The sequence below is a fragment of the Citrobacter sp. CK195 genome (genome assembly GCF_030333365.1).
Taxonomy (GTDB): domain Bacteria; phylum Pseudomonadota; class Gammaproteobacteria; order Enterobacterales; family Enterobacteriaceae; genus Citrobacter_B; species Citrobacter_B koseri.
Genome location: NZ_JAOWGB010000017.1, coordinates 119,370 through 131,436, shown reverse-complemented (window position 1 = coordinate 131,436; position 12,067 = coordinate 119,370). Strand labels below are relative to the sequence as shown.

The following is a 12,067-nucleotide window of genomic DNA, read 5'->3' as shown; positions in this document are numbered from 1 at the left end:
CCTGATGGCGCTTCGCTTATCAGGCTTACAGGCCGGGTAACAAAAAAGCCTCTCTGACGAGAGGCTTTTTTTATTTGATGGGATACCACTCTTTGCGCTTATACGGCTGAATTTCACCCGGTTTGCGGGTTTTGAGCAGTTTCAGAATCCAGGTATATTGCTCAGGATGCGGTCTGACAAAAATTTCCACCTCTTCGTTCATCCGTCTGGCGATAGTGTGGTCATCCGCAGTCAGAAGATCGTCCATCGGCGGTCGCACCAGGATGGTCAGACGGTGCGTTTTACCATCATAAACCGGGAAAAGCGGCACCACGCGAGCACGACACACCTTCATTAACCGGCCAATGGCTGGCAGCGTCGCTTTGTAGGTTGCGAAGAAATCAACAAACTCACTGTGTTCCGGGCCATGATCCTGATCCGGCAGATAGTATCCCCAGTAGCCCTGACGGACAGACTGGATAAACGGCTTGATACCATCATTGCGCGCATGCAGACGACCACCAAAACGACGACGGACCGTGTTCCAGACATAGTCAAATACCGGGTTGCCCTGGTTATGGAACATCGCCGCCATTTTCTGCCCCTGGGACGCCATCAGCATCGCGGGAATATCCACGCCCCACCCGTGCGGCACCAGAAAGATCACCTTTTCATTATTCCGCCGCAGCTCATCAATGATCTCCAGCCCCTGCCAGTCGACGCGCTTTTGCAGTTTTTCAGGCCCACGAATCGCCAGTTCGGCCATCATGGTCATCGCCTGTGGCGCGGTCGCAAACATTCTGTCGACGATAGCTTCACGCTCTGCTTCGCTGTACTCAGGAAAACACAGAGATAAGTTGATCAGTGCGCGACGCCGGGCGCTTTTCCCCAGACGTCCGGCAAAACGTCCCAGCTTCGCCAGTAAAGGATCGCGAAACGACGCGGGCGTTAATGCAATACCCGCCATTGCGGCCACGCCCAACCAGGCCCCCCAATAGCGTGGATGACGAAAAGATTTCTCAAACTCAGGGATGTACTCAATGTTATTTTTTTTCGTTTCCATGCTTTTCCAGTGTTTGATGCCACGAAAAGTAAATCTGTTGATAGTGTAGCGGCGCGCTGTGCGCCACACAAAATAAAAAAGCCGGTACGCATCGCGTACCGGCTCTATAAGCGTATTTATTAATCGAAGCGCAACTGCGGCAGGACTTCTTTGACCTGCGCCAGATAAGCACGGCGGTCAGAACCTGTCAGCCCTTCGGTACGCGGCAGTTTTGCCGTCAGCGGGTTAACAGCCTGCTGGTTAATCCAGACTTCATAGTGCAGATGCGGCCCGGTAGAACGCCCGGTATTGCCTGACAGCGCGATACGATCGCCACGTTTCACTTTCTGCCCAGGTTTCACCAGCAGCTTACGCAGGTGCATATAACGCGTGGTGTAAGTACGGCCGTGACGGATAGCGACATAATAACCTGCCGCGCCGCTGCGTTTCGCTACCACGACCTCGCCGTCACCGACCGACAGCACGGGCGTACCTTGCGGCATCGCAAAATCGACGCCTTTATGCGGCGCAACGCGACCGGTCACCGGGTTCAGACGACGCGGATTAAAGTTTGACGAAATGCGGAACTGCTTCGCCGTCGGGAAGCGCAAGAATCCTTTCGCAAGCCCTGTGCCGTTTCGGTCATAGAACTTACCGTCTTCCGCGCGAATCGCGTAATAATCTTTTCCATCTGAACGCAGACGCACGCCCAGAAGCTGGCTCTGTTCACGCTTGCCATCCAGCATTTCACGCGACATCAACACAGAGAACTCATCGCCTTTTTTCAGCTTACGGAAGTCCATCTGCCACTGCATCGCTTTAATGACGGCGCTGACTTCTGCGCTGGTCAAACCGGCGTCTTTCGCACTGGCGACAAAGCTCCCGCCAACTGCGCCTTTCATCAGGCTATTGACCCAGTCGCCCTGCTGCATTTCGCTGCTCATTTTGAAACCCGTTCCGCTACGATCGTAGGTACGCGTTTCGCGGCGTGAGACTTCCCAGGTCAGGCGTTGCAAATCGCCGTCCGGCGTCAACGTCCAGGAGATCTGCTGGCCGATTTTCAGATTACGGAGTTCCTTATCCGCAGCGGCCAGTCGGCTGATATCGCCCATATCAATGCCATACTGATTCAAAATGCTGCTCAGCGTATCGCCGGTGGAGACAACATATTCATGCACGCCCACTTCGCCAGACGTTTTGTCGTCCAGCTCATCCTGTGGGATCGCTTCATCTTCCTGCGCCGCCTGATCAATCGGTTCGCTGGCCTCAGGCAGCAGCGAACGAATTTCGCTCTTTTCCAGTTCGATGGTTTTGACGATGGGCGCAGAGTCAGGGTGGTAAACGTAAGGCCGCCATACCGCGACGGCCAGTGTCAGAACAGTAAGCGACCCCAGCATAACGCGGTGGGGTCGGGGCAGATTATTAAATGCCAGGGCGACAGAGCGGGCTATCTGTTGCACGTATTCACGTCCTCATTAATCTCCTTTCAGGCAGCTCGCATACTGGTTGGCTAATTGATTCAGAAACGCTGAATAGCTTGTTTTACCCAGTTTAATGTTCGTTCCGAGGGGATCCAACGTTCCCATTCGAACGGATGTCCCTCTCGCAACGGCTTCAACGACCGCTGGCCTGAACTGTGGCTCAGCAAAAACGCAGGTTGCTTTTTGCTCAACCAACTGTGTTCTTATTTCATGTAAACGCTGCGCACCAGGTTGAATCTCAGGGTTCACGGTAAAGTGACCAAGCGGAGTTAGCCCATAATGTTTTTCGTAGTAGCCGTAGGCGTCATGAAAAACGAAGTACCCTTTCCCCTTGAGCGGTGCGAGCTCGTTACCTACCTGCTTATCGGTTGCGGCTAATTGTGCCTCAAAATCCTTCAGGTTGGCGTCAAGTTTGGCTCGACTTTGCGGCATAAGTTCCACTAATTTTTCATGGATTGCAACCGCTGAAGCCCGCGCTATCTCTGGGGAAAGCCAAAGATGCATGTTGTAATCACCATGATGGTGATGTGCGTCACCTTTTTCACCGTGCGCATGCCCGTGATCGTGATCGTCGTCGTCGTCATCAGCGCCTTTCATGAGTAGCGGTTTCACGTCGGCGAGCTGCGCAATCGTTACCTGTTTTCCGTCAGGAATGTTCTTTACTGACTTTTCCATGAACGCTTCCATCTCAGGGCCGATCCAGACAACTAAGTCCGCGCCCTGTAAGCGTTTTACGTCAGACGGACGCAGTGAATAATCATGCTCAGACGCCCCATCCGGCAATAAAACCTGGGTGTCCGTGACGCCATCGGCAATGGCGGAAGCGATGAAACCTAAGGGCTTGAGAGAGGCGACAACGGCGGCATTTGCGGCCTGTGTTGCACCACCCCATAGCGCAGCGGATAATGCTGCGAAAAGAAGCGTATTTTTATGTAACATAATGCGACTAATCATCGTAATGAATGTGAGAAATGTGATATTATAACATTCTATGACTTCTGCAAGCCTAAAATTGACATGACGACTTTGGTTTCACTGGAAAATGTTTCGGTCTCTTTCGGTCAACGCCGCGTCCTTTCTGACGTGTCGCTTGAACTCGGACCAGGAAAAATTTTGACGCTTCTCGGCCCAAACGGTGCCGGGAAGTCTACGCTGGTACGCGTAGTATTAGGGCTGGTAGCGCCTGATGAAGGGCTGATCAAGCGCAACGGGCAGTTGCGTATTGGCTACGTCCCGCAAAAACTGTATCTCGACACCACGCTGCCGCTGACGGTAAGCCGCTTTTTACGCTTACGCCCCGGTACACAAAAAACCGACATTCTTCCGGCCCTGAAACGCGTTCAGGCCGGACACCTCATTGACGCCCCCATGCAAAAGCTGTCCGGCGGTGAAACCCAGCGCGTTTTGTTAGCCCGCGCGCTGCTGAATCAACCACAGCTGCTGGTACTGGATGAGCCGACTCAGGGCGTGGATGTCAATGGTCAGGTCGCCCTGTACGATCTCATTGACCAGCTGCGGCGCGAGCTGGATTGCGCGGTGCTGATGGTCTCGCACGACCTGCATCTGGTGATGGCGAAAACGGATGAGGTGCTGTGTCTGAATCACCATATCTGTTGCTCCGGCACCCCTGAAATCGTTTCCATGCATCCTGAATTCATCTCTATGTTCGGGCCGCGCGGCGCAGAACAGTTGGGAATTTACCGTCATCATCATAATCATCGCCACGATTTACAAGGTCGTATCGTACTGCGCCGGGGAAATGGACACTCATGATTGAACTGTTATTGCCTGGCTGGTTAGCCGGGATCATGCTGGCCTGCGCCGCTGGCCCGCTGGGCTCGTTCGTGGTCTGGCGTCGAATGTCCTATTTTGGCGATACGCTGGCGCACGCCTCGCTGTTGGGGGTCGCTTTTGGGTTGCTGCTGGACATCAACCCGTTCTATGCGGTGATTGCCGTTACGCTGATGCTGGCAGCCGGTCTGGTGTGGCTGGAGAAACGCCCTCACCTCGCTATCGACACGCTTCTCGGCATTATGGCGCACAGTGCCCTGTCGTTAGGTCTTGTGGTCGTCAGCCTGATGTCCAACATTCGCGTGGACTTGATGGCTTATCTGTTTGGCGACCTGCTGGCCGTGACGCCGGAAGACCTGATTTTCATCGCCATCGGCGTGGTTATCGTGCTGGCGATCCTCTTCTGGCAGTGGCGTAATCTGCTGTCGATGACCATTAGCCCGGATCTGGCTTTTGTCGATGGCGTGAAGTTACAGCGCGTTAAGCTCCTGCTGATGCTGGTCACCGCATTGACTATCGGCGTGGCGATGAAATTTGTCGGGGCGCTGATTATCACCTCATTGCTGATTATTCCTGCCGCCACGGCGCGTCGCTTTGCCCGCACCCCGGAGCAGATGGCGGGTGTCGCAGTAGGAATGGGTATGATAGCGGTTACAGGCGGTCTGACGTTTTCTGCGTTTTACGACACGCCGGCAGGCCCGTCAGTGGTGCTGTGTGCCGCGCTGCTGTTTATTTTCAGCATGATGAAGAAGCAGGCGAGCTAAGCGTGTGTTTCCCGGTGGCGCTCCGCTTACCGGGCCTACGTTCACAGGCAGGCCGGATAAGGCGCAACCGTCATCCGGCCTAACGCACATAAATTAAGGCATTTCCGGCGGCGTTATTCCAAAATGATTCCACGCCCGCACCGTCGCCATTCGCCCGCGCGGGGTTCGTTGCAAAAAGCCCTGCTGAATCAAATACGGTTCCAGTACGTCCTCAATCGTTTCACGCTCTTCGCCAATGGCTGCGGCCAGGTTATCGAGACCGACGGGGCCGCCAAAGAATTTATCAATTACGGCCAGCAGCAGCTTGCGGTCCATATAGTCAAACCCTTCCGCATCGACATTCAGCATATCCAGCGCCTGAGCGGCGATATCCGCAGAGATGGCGCCGTTATGTTTCACTTCAGCAAAATCACGTACGCGACGCAACAGGCGGTTGGCGATACGCGGCGTACCGCGAGCGCGGCGGGCAACCTCCAGCGCACCTTCATCGCTCATTTCCAGCCCCATAAACCGCGCGCTGCGCCCGACGATGTGTTGCAGGTCAGGCACCTGATAAAACTCCAGACGCTGAACAATACCGAAACGGTCACGCAGCGGCGACGTCAATGACCCGGCTCGCGTGGTGGCGCCAATCAGCGTAAAAGGCGGCAGATCGATTTTTATCGAACGCGCAGCAGGCCCTTCGCCAATCATAATGTCCAGCTGATAATCTTCCATCGCCGGATACAACACCTCTTCCACCACCGGTGATAAACGGTGGATCTCATCGATAAACAGCACATCATGAGGTTCAAGGTTGGTCAGCATCGCCGCCAGATCGCCCGCCTTTTCCAGCACCGGGCCAGACGTGGTGCGCAGGTTCACGCCCATTTCATTGGCGACAATGTTAGCCAGCGTCGTTTTCCCCAGCCCCGGCGGGCCAAAGATCAGCAGGTGATCGAGCGCGTCGCCGCGCAGCTTTGCCGCCTGGATAAAGATCTCCATTTGCGAACGCACCTGAGGCTGACCAATGTACTCTTCCAGCAACTTCGGGCGAATGGCGCGATCGGCAACCTCTTCCACCTGGGTTCCACCTGCTGAAATCAGGCGATCTGCTTCTATCATCCTTTACCTCATAACGCGGCGCGGAGTGCTTCGCGAATCAATGTTTCACTGCTGGCGTCAGGGCGGGCAATTTTGCTCACCATGCGGCTGGCTTCCTGTGGTTTATAGCCCAGCGCCACCAGCGCAGCAACCGCTTCTTGCTCCGCATCATCCGTTGCCGGACTTGCCGGAGAGGTCAGCACCAGGTCGGCGGCCGGCGTAAAGAGGTCACCGTGCAGGCCTTTGAAGCGATCTTTCATTTCAACGATCAGGCGTTCTGCGGTTTTTTTACCAATACCCGGCAGTTTCACCAACGCGGCGGGCTCCTCGCGCTCAACGGCATTCACAAACTGCTGAGCCGACATCCCGGAGAGGATCGCCAGCGCGAGTTTCGGCCCAACGCCGTTCGTTTTGATCAGTTCTTTAAACAGGGTTCGCTCCTGTTTATTGTTAAACCCATACAGCAATTGCGCATCTTCACGCACCACAAAATGGGTGAATACGGTCGCTTCTTTTCCAGATTCCGGGAGCTCATAAAAACAGGTCATCGGCATATGGACTTCATAGCCTACGCCGCCCACCTCAAGTAATACCAGCGGGGGTTGTTTTTCCAGAATAATGCCTCTGAGTCTGCCTATCACATTGCGCTCCTGCGTTGGGGCCGAAAAAGTAAAGTGGTATCATAAAAAAAGGCTGGATAGATATCCAGCCTCATTTGTCATTATCGTAGCCGCCCACGCGCCAGATTGAGCCGCGAGTCACTCATTTGCATCGCGTTCTGGCTAACGTGGCAGTGGGTGATGGCGATAGCCAGCGCATCCGCCGCATCCGCCTGGGGATTTGCCGGGAGTTTCAGCAACGTGCGCACCATGTGCTGTACCTGGCTTTTCTCCGCGCTGCCGATCCCGACAACGGTTTGCTTCACCTGACGGGCGGCATACTCAAACACCGGAAGATCCTGGTTTACCGCCGCGACAATCGCCACGCCGCGCGCCTGACCCAGCTTAAGCGCGGAATCCGCGTTCTTCGCCATAAATACCTGTTCAATCGCGAAATAGTCCGGCTGGAACTGGGTGATGATTTCCGTCACGCCCGCATAAATCAGCTTCAGGCGAGACGGTAAATCATCCACTTTCGTGCGGATACACCCGCTGCCCAGGTAAGTCAGTTGCCTGCCCACCTGACGAATCACGCCATAACCCGTGACGCGTGAACCCGGGTCGATACCGAGAATAATAGACATCACGCGCCTCCGATTAGAACGGAATTAAACCACGTCATTATAACGTAGCCGCAACCTCATCAGAGATCTCACCGTTATGGTAAACTTCCTGCACGTCGTCGCAGTCTTCCAGCATATCGATCAGACGCATCAGTTTCGGCGCGGTTTCCGCATCCATATCCGCTTTGGTGGACGGGATCATGGAAACTTCAGCGTTGTCCGCTTTCAGACCCGCAGCTTCCAGCGCGTCGCGCACTTTGCCCATCTCTTCCCATGCGGTGTAGACGTCAATCGCACCGTCATCAAAGGTCACAACGTCTTCCGCACCGGCTTCCAGCGCGGCTTCCATGATGGTGTCTTCGTCACCCTGTTCGAAGGAGATCACCCCTTTTTTGCTGAACAGGTAAGCCACGGAACCGTCAGTACCCAGGTTGCCGCCGCATTTGCTGAAAGCGTGACGCACTTCCGCAACGGTACGGTTACGGTTGTCAGACAGGCACTCAACCATCACAGCCGTGCCGCCAGGACCGTAACCTTCATAGATGATGGTTTCCATGTTCGCATCATCATCGCCGCCGACGCCACGCGCAATCGCACGATTCAGCGTATCGCGGGTCATGTTGTTCGACAGCGCTTTATCGACTGCCGCACGCAGACGCGGGTTAGCGTCCGGGTCGCCGCCGCCCAGTTTGGCCGCCGTCACCAGCTCACGAATGATTTTGGTGAAAATTTTACCGCGTTTAGCATCCTGCGCTGCTTTACGATGTCTGGTGTTGGCCCATTTACTATGACCTGCCATAAATAATATCTCCAAAAAGCGCGCCTTCTCAGGCGACGTTAATTACAAACTCTTCAATCGCCTGCCGGTTACTCCACGACTTGGTTAACTGCGCGGCTTCATCCGCATTAACCCAACGATAGGTCAGATGTTCGGTGAACACGATCTCTCGTTCAGAGGGAAGTGCCAGGCAAAACCAGGATTCAGTATTACGCTCAATTCCCGGCGCGTAGCGATGACGTAAATGTGAAAAAATCTCAAATTCCACCGTGCGCTGACAGTCAATTAAGGTCAGTTGCTCTGCTGCAACATCTATTGTGACCTCTTCCTTTACTTCGCGCATAGCGGCTTGCGACGCGGTTTCGCCCTCTTCCAGACTGCCGGTAACCGACTGCCAGAAATCAGGATCGTCGCGTCGCTGTAACATCAGCACTCTCCCGGTGTCCTTTGCATAAATCACGACTAACACCGAGACAGGCTGTTTGTATGCCATATCAGTTATTCTCGGCCTTCTTAACGACATCAATACCCAGCTCAGCCAGCGCTGCCGGGTTCGCGAAACTTGGCGCTTCGGTCATCAGACAGGCAGCGGCAGTCGTTTTCGGGAAGGCGATAACGTCACGGATATTGTCAGTGCCGGTCAGCAGCATAGTCAGACGGTCCAGACCAAACGCCAGACCCGCATGCGGCGGCGTACCGTATTTCAGCGCATCCAGCAGGAAGCCGAATTTCTCGCGCTGTTCCTGTTCATTAATACCCAGAATACCAAACACGGTCTGCTGCATGTCGCCACTGTGGATACGCACGGAACCACCACCGACTTCATAACCGTTGATCACCATATCATAGGCGTTAGCAACCGCGTTTTCCGGTGCGGCTTTCAGCTCGGCGGCGGTCAGGTCTTTCGGTGAGGTGAACGGATGGTGCATCGCCGTCAGGCCGCCTTCGCCGTCATCTTCAAACATCGGGAAGTCGATAACCCACAGCGGCGCCCATTTGGCTTCGTCGGTCAGGTTCAGATCTTTACCCACTTTCAGACGCAGCGCGCCCAGCGCATCGGCAACCACTTTTTTGTTGTCGGCGCCGAAGAAAATCATATCGCCGTCCTGCGCAGCGGTACGATCCAGAATCGCTTCCACGATTTCCGCGTTAAGGAACTTCGCCACCGGGCTGTTGATGCCTTCCAGACCTTTCGCGCGTTCGGTGACTTTAATATAAGCCAGCCCTTTCGCGCCGTAGATCTTAATGAAATTGCCGTAGTCGTCGATCTGCTTACGGCTTAAGCTTGCGCCACCCGGCACGCGCAGGGCCGCTACGCGACCTTTCGGATCGTTAGCCGGGCCGGCAAAGACGGCGAATTCTACAGATTTCAGCAGGTCGGCAACGTCCACCAGCTCCAACGGGTTACGCAGATCCGGTTTATCGGAACCGTAACGGCGTTCGGCTTCGGCGAAGGTCATGATCGGGAAGTCGCCCAGATCCACGCCTTTCACTTCCTGCCACAGATGGCGTACCAGCGCTTCCATCACTTCACGCACCTGCGGCGCAGTCATAAAGGAGGTCTCGACGTCGATCTGGGTAAATTCAGGCTGACGGTCAGCACGTAAATCTTCATCACGGAAGCATTTTACGATCTGATAGTAGCGGTCAAAACCGGACATCATCAGCAGCTGTTTGAACAACTGCGGAGACTGCGGCAGCGCGTAGAATTTACCTTTATGGACGCGCGAAGGCACCAGGTAGTCACGCGCGCCTTCCGGCGTCGCTTTGGTCAACATCGGGGTTTCGATGTCGAGGAAGCCGTGGTCGTCCATAAAACGACGCACCAGGCTGGTGATTTTGGCACGGGTTTTCAGGCGTTGAGCCATTTCCGGGCGACGCAGATCCAGATAACGGTATTTCAGACGCGCTTCTTCGGTATTGACGTGATTAGAGTCAAGCGGTAGAGAATCTGCACGGTTGATGATCGTCAAATCGGACGCCAGCACTTCGATTTCGCCCGTCGCCATGTCGGCGTTGACGTTTTTCTCGTCACGCGCACGCACGGTGCCGGTCACCTGGATACAGAACTCATTACGCAGTTCAGAAGCCAGCTTTAACGCATCCGCACGATCCGGATCAAAGAAGACCTGTACGATACCTTCGCGGTCGCGCATATCGATAAAGATCAGGCTACCAAGATCACGACGACGGTTGACCCAACCACACAGAGTCACCTGCTGCCCCACGTGGGACAGACGTAGCTGTCCGCAATATTCTGTACGCATGAGATATCCCTTAACTTAGCCGCTGGCGGATTGTTGCCTGCTTTACAGGCGACGTTGTCGCAGCTTTAGCTGAATGTCACAACTGAATGAAAAAAGGCGGCTATTATACTGGAAATTCTGCCGCACGATAAGTCCGATACTGACTGTACGCGTGTTTGCTACGCGGTTATTGCGTATTCTCACAAAAATTAACAATATTTGTCGTCACTTTCCTTCGGGAACGCGCTTAAGGTGTAGCGGAATCATCTATTTTACAGGAGTCATCATGCTGGAACTGAACGCCGCAACCACTGCCCTGGTCGTTATTGATTTACAGGAAGGGATCTTACCTTTCGCTGGCGGCCCCCATGCGGCAAGCGATGTTGTCGCCCGCGCAGCGAAACTGGCCGCAAAATGTCGGGCAAACGGCTCGCCGGTGGTGATGGTTCGCGTCGGCTGGTCCGACGATTATGCCGACGCGTTAAAGCAACCCGTCGATGCCCGGGCGCCAGCCAACGCGCTGCCGGAAAACTGGTGGCGTTACCCGGCGGCGCTCGGTAAAAGCGACAGTGACCTGGAAGTCACCAAGCGTCAATGGGGCGCGTTCTATGGCACCGATCTTGAGTTACAATTACGCCGCCGGGGAGTCGACACCATCGTGCTGTGCGGCATCTCCACCAATATCGGCGTAGAATCCACCGCGCGTAACGCCTGGGAGCTGGGTTTTGGTCTGGTGATCGCCGAAGATGCCTGTAGCGCCGCCAGCACGGAACAGCATCAAAGCAGCATGACACATATTTTTCCGCGTATCGCCAGAGTGCGCAGCGTGGAGGAGATCCTTAACGCGTTATGATCTACATCGGATTACCGCAATGGTCGCATCCTAAATGGGTGCGTCTGGGTATCACCAGTCTTGAAGAATATGCCCGCCACTTTAACTGTGTGGAGGGCAACACCACCCTGTATGCGCTGCCGAAAGCAGAAATTGTCGAACGCTGGCATGCGCAAACAACGGACGATTTTCGCTTCTGCTTTAAGTTCCCCGCAACGATTTCGCATCAGGCCGCGCTGCGTAACTGCGACGATCTTGTGCAGGAATTTTTTACCCGCATGTCGCCGCTGGAGGCAAGAATTGGTCAGTACTGGCTGCAACTCCCCGCGACGTTTTCACCGCGCGACCTCCCTACACTCTGGCGCTTTCTTGACGCGTTGCCAAAGGCATTCACCTATGGCGTCGAAGTGCGCCATCCCGTGTTTTTCGCCAAAGGCGAGGAAGAACAACAGCTCAATCGCGGCCTGGTTGAACGCGAGGTGAATCGGGTGATCCTCGACAGCCGCCCGGTACATGCCGCGCATCCTCATAACCAGGCCATTCGCGAAGCGCAACGCAAAAAACCTAAAGTGCCGGTCCATGCCATCGTGACCGCGAAGCATCCGTTGATCAGGTTCATCGGCAGCGACAATATGGTGCAAAATCAGACATTTTTTGCCGACTGGCTGGCGAAACTCCCGCTGTGGGAAACGACCTCTACGCCGTATCTTTTTCTACACACGCCAGATATCGCGCAGGCTCCCGAGTTAGTGAATACATTATGGGAAGATTTACGCGCGGCCTTGCCCGGCATTGGAACCGCACCGTCTATTCCACAGCAATCTTCTCTTTTCTGAAATTGCCACCTAT

Annotated in this window: 13 protein-coding genes; 4 read left to right on the top strand and 9 right to left on the bottom strand. The window is 54.8% G+C overall.

What is annotated here, in order from left to right; genetic code table 11:
• Nucleotides 1-70: 70 nt before the first annotated feature.
• The 3 genes from lpxM to znuA all read right to left on the bottom strand — a co-directional run bounded on the left by lpxM (nt 71) and on the right by znuA (nt 3,441).
• Complete coding sequence (gene lpxM / locus OGX93_RS01470; RefSeq protein WP_058669451.1) at nt 71-1,042, bottom strand: lauroyl-Kdo(2)-lipid IV(A) myristoyltransferase; 972 nt, start codon at nt 1,040-1,042, stop codon at nt 71-73.
• Between the two features lie 119 nt (nt 1,043-1,161).
• Complete coding sequence (mepM, locus tag OGX93_RS01465) at nt 1,162-2,481, bottom strand: murein DD-endopeptidase MepM (protein WP_049008838.1); 1,320 nt, start codon at nt 2,479-2,481, stop codon at nt 1,162-1,164.
• A gap of 15 nt (nt 2,482-2,496) precedes the next feature.
• Nucleotides 2,497-3,441, bottom strand: a complete 945-nt coding sequence (gene znuA, locus OGX93_RS01460; protein WP_047463184.1) for a zinc ABC transporter substrate-binding protein ZnuA — start codon at nt 3,439-3,441, stop codon at nt 2,497-2,499.
• Between the two features lie 78 nt (nt 3,442-3,519).
• On the opposite strand from znuA, the gene znuC reads away from it, so the two are divergent.
• Nucleotides 3,520-4,275, top strand: a complete 756-nt coding sequence (gene znuC, locus OGX93_RS01455) for a zinc ABC transporter ATP-binding protein ZnuC (protein ID WP_286449258.1) — start codon at nt 3,520-3,522, stop codon at nt 4,273-4,275.
• Entirely contained in the window at nt 4,272-5,057 is a 786-nt protein-coding gene (gene znuB / locus OGX93_RS01450; RefSeq protein ID WP_012132001.1) for a zinc ABC transporter permease subunit ZnuB, read from the top strand. Before znuC ends, znuB begins: the two co-directional genes overlap by 4 nt.
• A gap of 93 nt (nt 5,058-5,150) precedes the next feature.
• Here znuB and ruvB read toward each other — a convergent pair whose 3' ends face one another.
• The 6 genes from ruvB to aspS form a co-directional block, all read right to left on the bottom strand.
• Entirely contained in the window at nt 5,151-6,161 is a 1,011-nt protein-coding gene (ruvB, locus tag OGX93_RS01445; protein ID WP_012131998.1) for a Holliday junction branch migration DNA helicase RuvB, read from the bottom strand.
• Nucleotides 6,162-6,169: 8 nt separating this feature from the next.
• Nucleotides 6,170-6,781, bottom strand: coding sequence for a Holliday junction branch migration protein RuvA (gene ruvA, locus OGX93_RS01440; RefSeq protein WP_012131997.1), 612 nt, complete (start codon nt 6,779-6,781; stop codon nt 6,170-6,172).
• Between the two features lie 80 nt (nt 6,782-6,861).
• Entirely contained in the window at nt 6,862-7,383 is a 522-nt protein-coding gene (ruvC, locus tag OGX93_RS01435; protein WP_012131995.1) for a crossover junction endodeoxyribonuclease RuvC, read from the bottom strand.
• A 37-nt stretch (nt 7,384-7,420) separates the two neighbouring features.
• On the bottom strand, nt 7,421-8,161 hold the full coding sequence (locus OGX93_RS01430) for a YebC/PmpR family DNA-binding transcriptional regulator (protein WP_012131994.1): 741 nt from the start codon (nt 8,159-8,161) through the stop codon (nt 7,421-7,423).
• 28 nt (nt 8,162-8,189) lie between these two features.
• On the bottom strand, nt 8,190-8,633 hold the full coding sequence (nudB, locus tag OGX93_RS01425) for a dihydroneopterin triphosphate diphosphatase (RefSeq protein WP_012131993.1): 444 nt from the start codon (nt 8,631-8,633) through the stop codon (nt 8,190-8,192).
• Nucleotide 8,634: 1 nt separating this feature from the next.
• On the bottom strand, nt 8,635-10,407 hold the full coding sequence (gene aspS, locus OGX93_RS01420; protein WP_286449259.1) for an aspartate--tRNA ligase: 1,773 nt from the start codon (nt 10,405-10,407) through the stop codon (nt 8,635-8,637).
• A 265-nt stretch (nt 10,408-10,672) separates the two neighbouring features.
• Here aspS and OGX93_RS01415 point away from each other — a divergent pair, with 265 nt between their 5' ends.
• Nucleotides 10,673-11,239 (top strand): hydrolase, encoded by a 567-nt coding sequence (locus OGX93_RS01415; RefSeq protein ID WP_071258717.1) that lies wholly within the window; start codon nt 10,673-10,675, stop codon nt 11,237-11,239.
• The gene (locus OGX93_RS01410) at nt 11,236-12,054 is read left to right on the top strand and encodes a DUF72 domain-containing protein (RefSeq protein WP_047463176.1); all 819 of its coding nucleotides are present in this window, start codon (nt 11,236-11,238) and stop codon (nt 12,052-12,054) included. Before OGX93_RS01415 ends, OGX93_RS01410 begins: the two co-directional genes overlap by 4 nt.
• Nucleotides 12,055-12,067 lie beyond the last annotated feature (13 nt).

Excerpts from the sequence above, each read along its gene's own strand:
- ruvC (WP_012131995.1), bottom strand. The coding sequence starts at position 7,383 with ATGTCTATTATTCTCGGTATCGACCCGGGTTCACGCGTCACGGGTTAT.
- OGX93_RS01430 (WP_012131994.1), bottom strand. The coding sequence starts at position 8,161 with ATGGCAGGTCATAGTAAATGGGCCAACACCAGACATCGTAAAGCAGCG.
- znuA (WP_047463184.1), bottom strand. The coding sequence starts at position 3,441 with ATGTTACATAAAAATACGCTTCTTTTCGCAGCATTATCCGCTGCGCTA.
- OGX93_RS01415 (WP_071258717.1), top strand. The coding sequence starts at position 10,673 with ATGCTGGAACTGAACGCCGCAACCACTGCCCTGGTCGTTATTGATTTA.
- lpxM (WP_058669451.1), bottom strand. The coding sequence starts at position 1,042 with ATGGAAACGAAAAAAAATAACATTGAGTACATCCCTGAGTTTGAGAAA.
- znuB (WP_012132001.1), top strand. The coding sequence starts at position 4,272 with ATGATTGAACTGTTATTGCCTGGCTGGTTAGCCGGGATCATGCTGGCC.
- OGX93_RS01410 (WP_047463176.1), top strand. The coding sequence starts at position 11,236 with ATGATCTACATCGGATTACCGCAATGGTCGCATCCTAAATGGGTGCGT.
- znuC (WP_286449258.1), top strand. The coding sequence starts at position 3,520 with ATGACGACTTTGGTTTCACTGGAAAATGTTTCGGTCTCTTTCGGTCAA.
- ruvB (WP_012131998.1), bottom strand. The coding sequence starts at position 6,161 with ATGATAGAAGCAGATCGCCTGATTTCAGCAGGTGGAACCCAGGTGGAA.
- aspS (WP_286449259.1), bottom strand. The coding sequence starts at position 10,407 with ATGCGTACAGAATATTGCGGACAGCTACGTCTGTCCCACGTGGGGCAG.
- nudB (WP_012131993.1), bottom strand. The coding sequence starts at position 8,633 with ATGGCATACAAACAGCCTGTCTCGGTGTTAGTCGTGATTTATGCAAAG.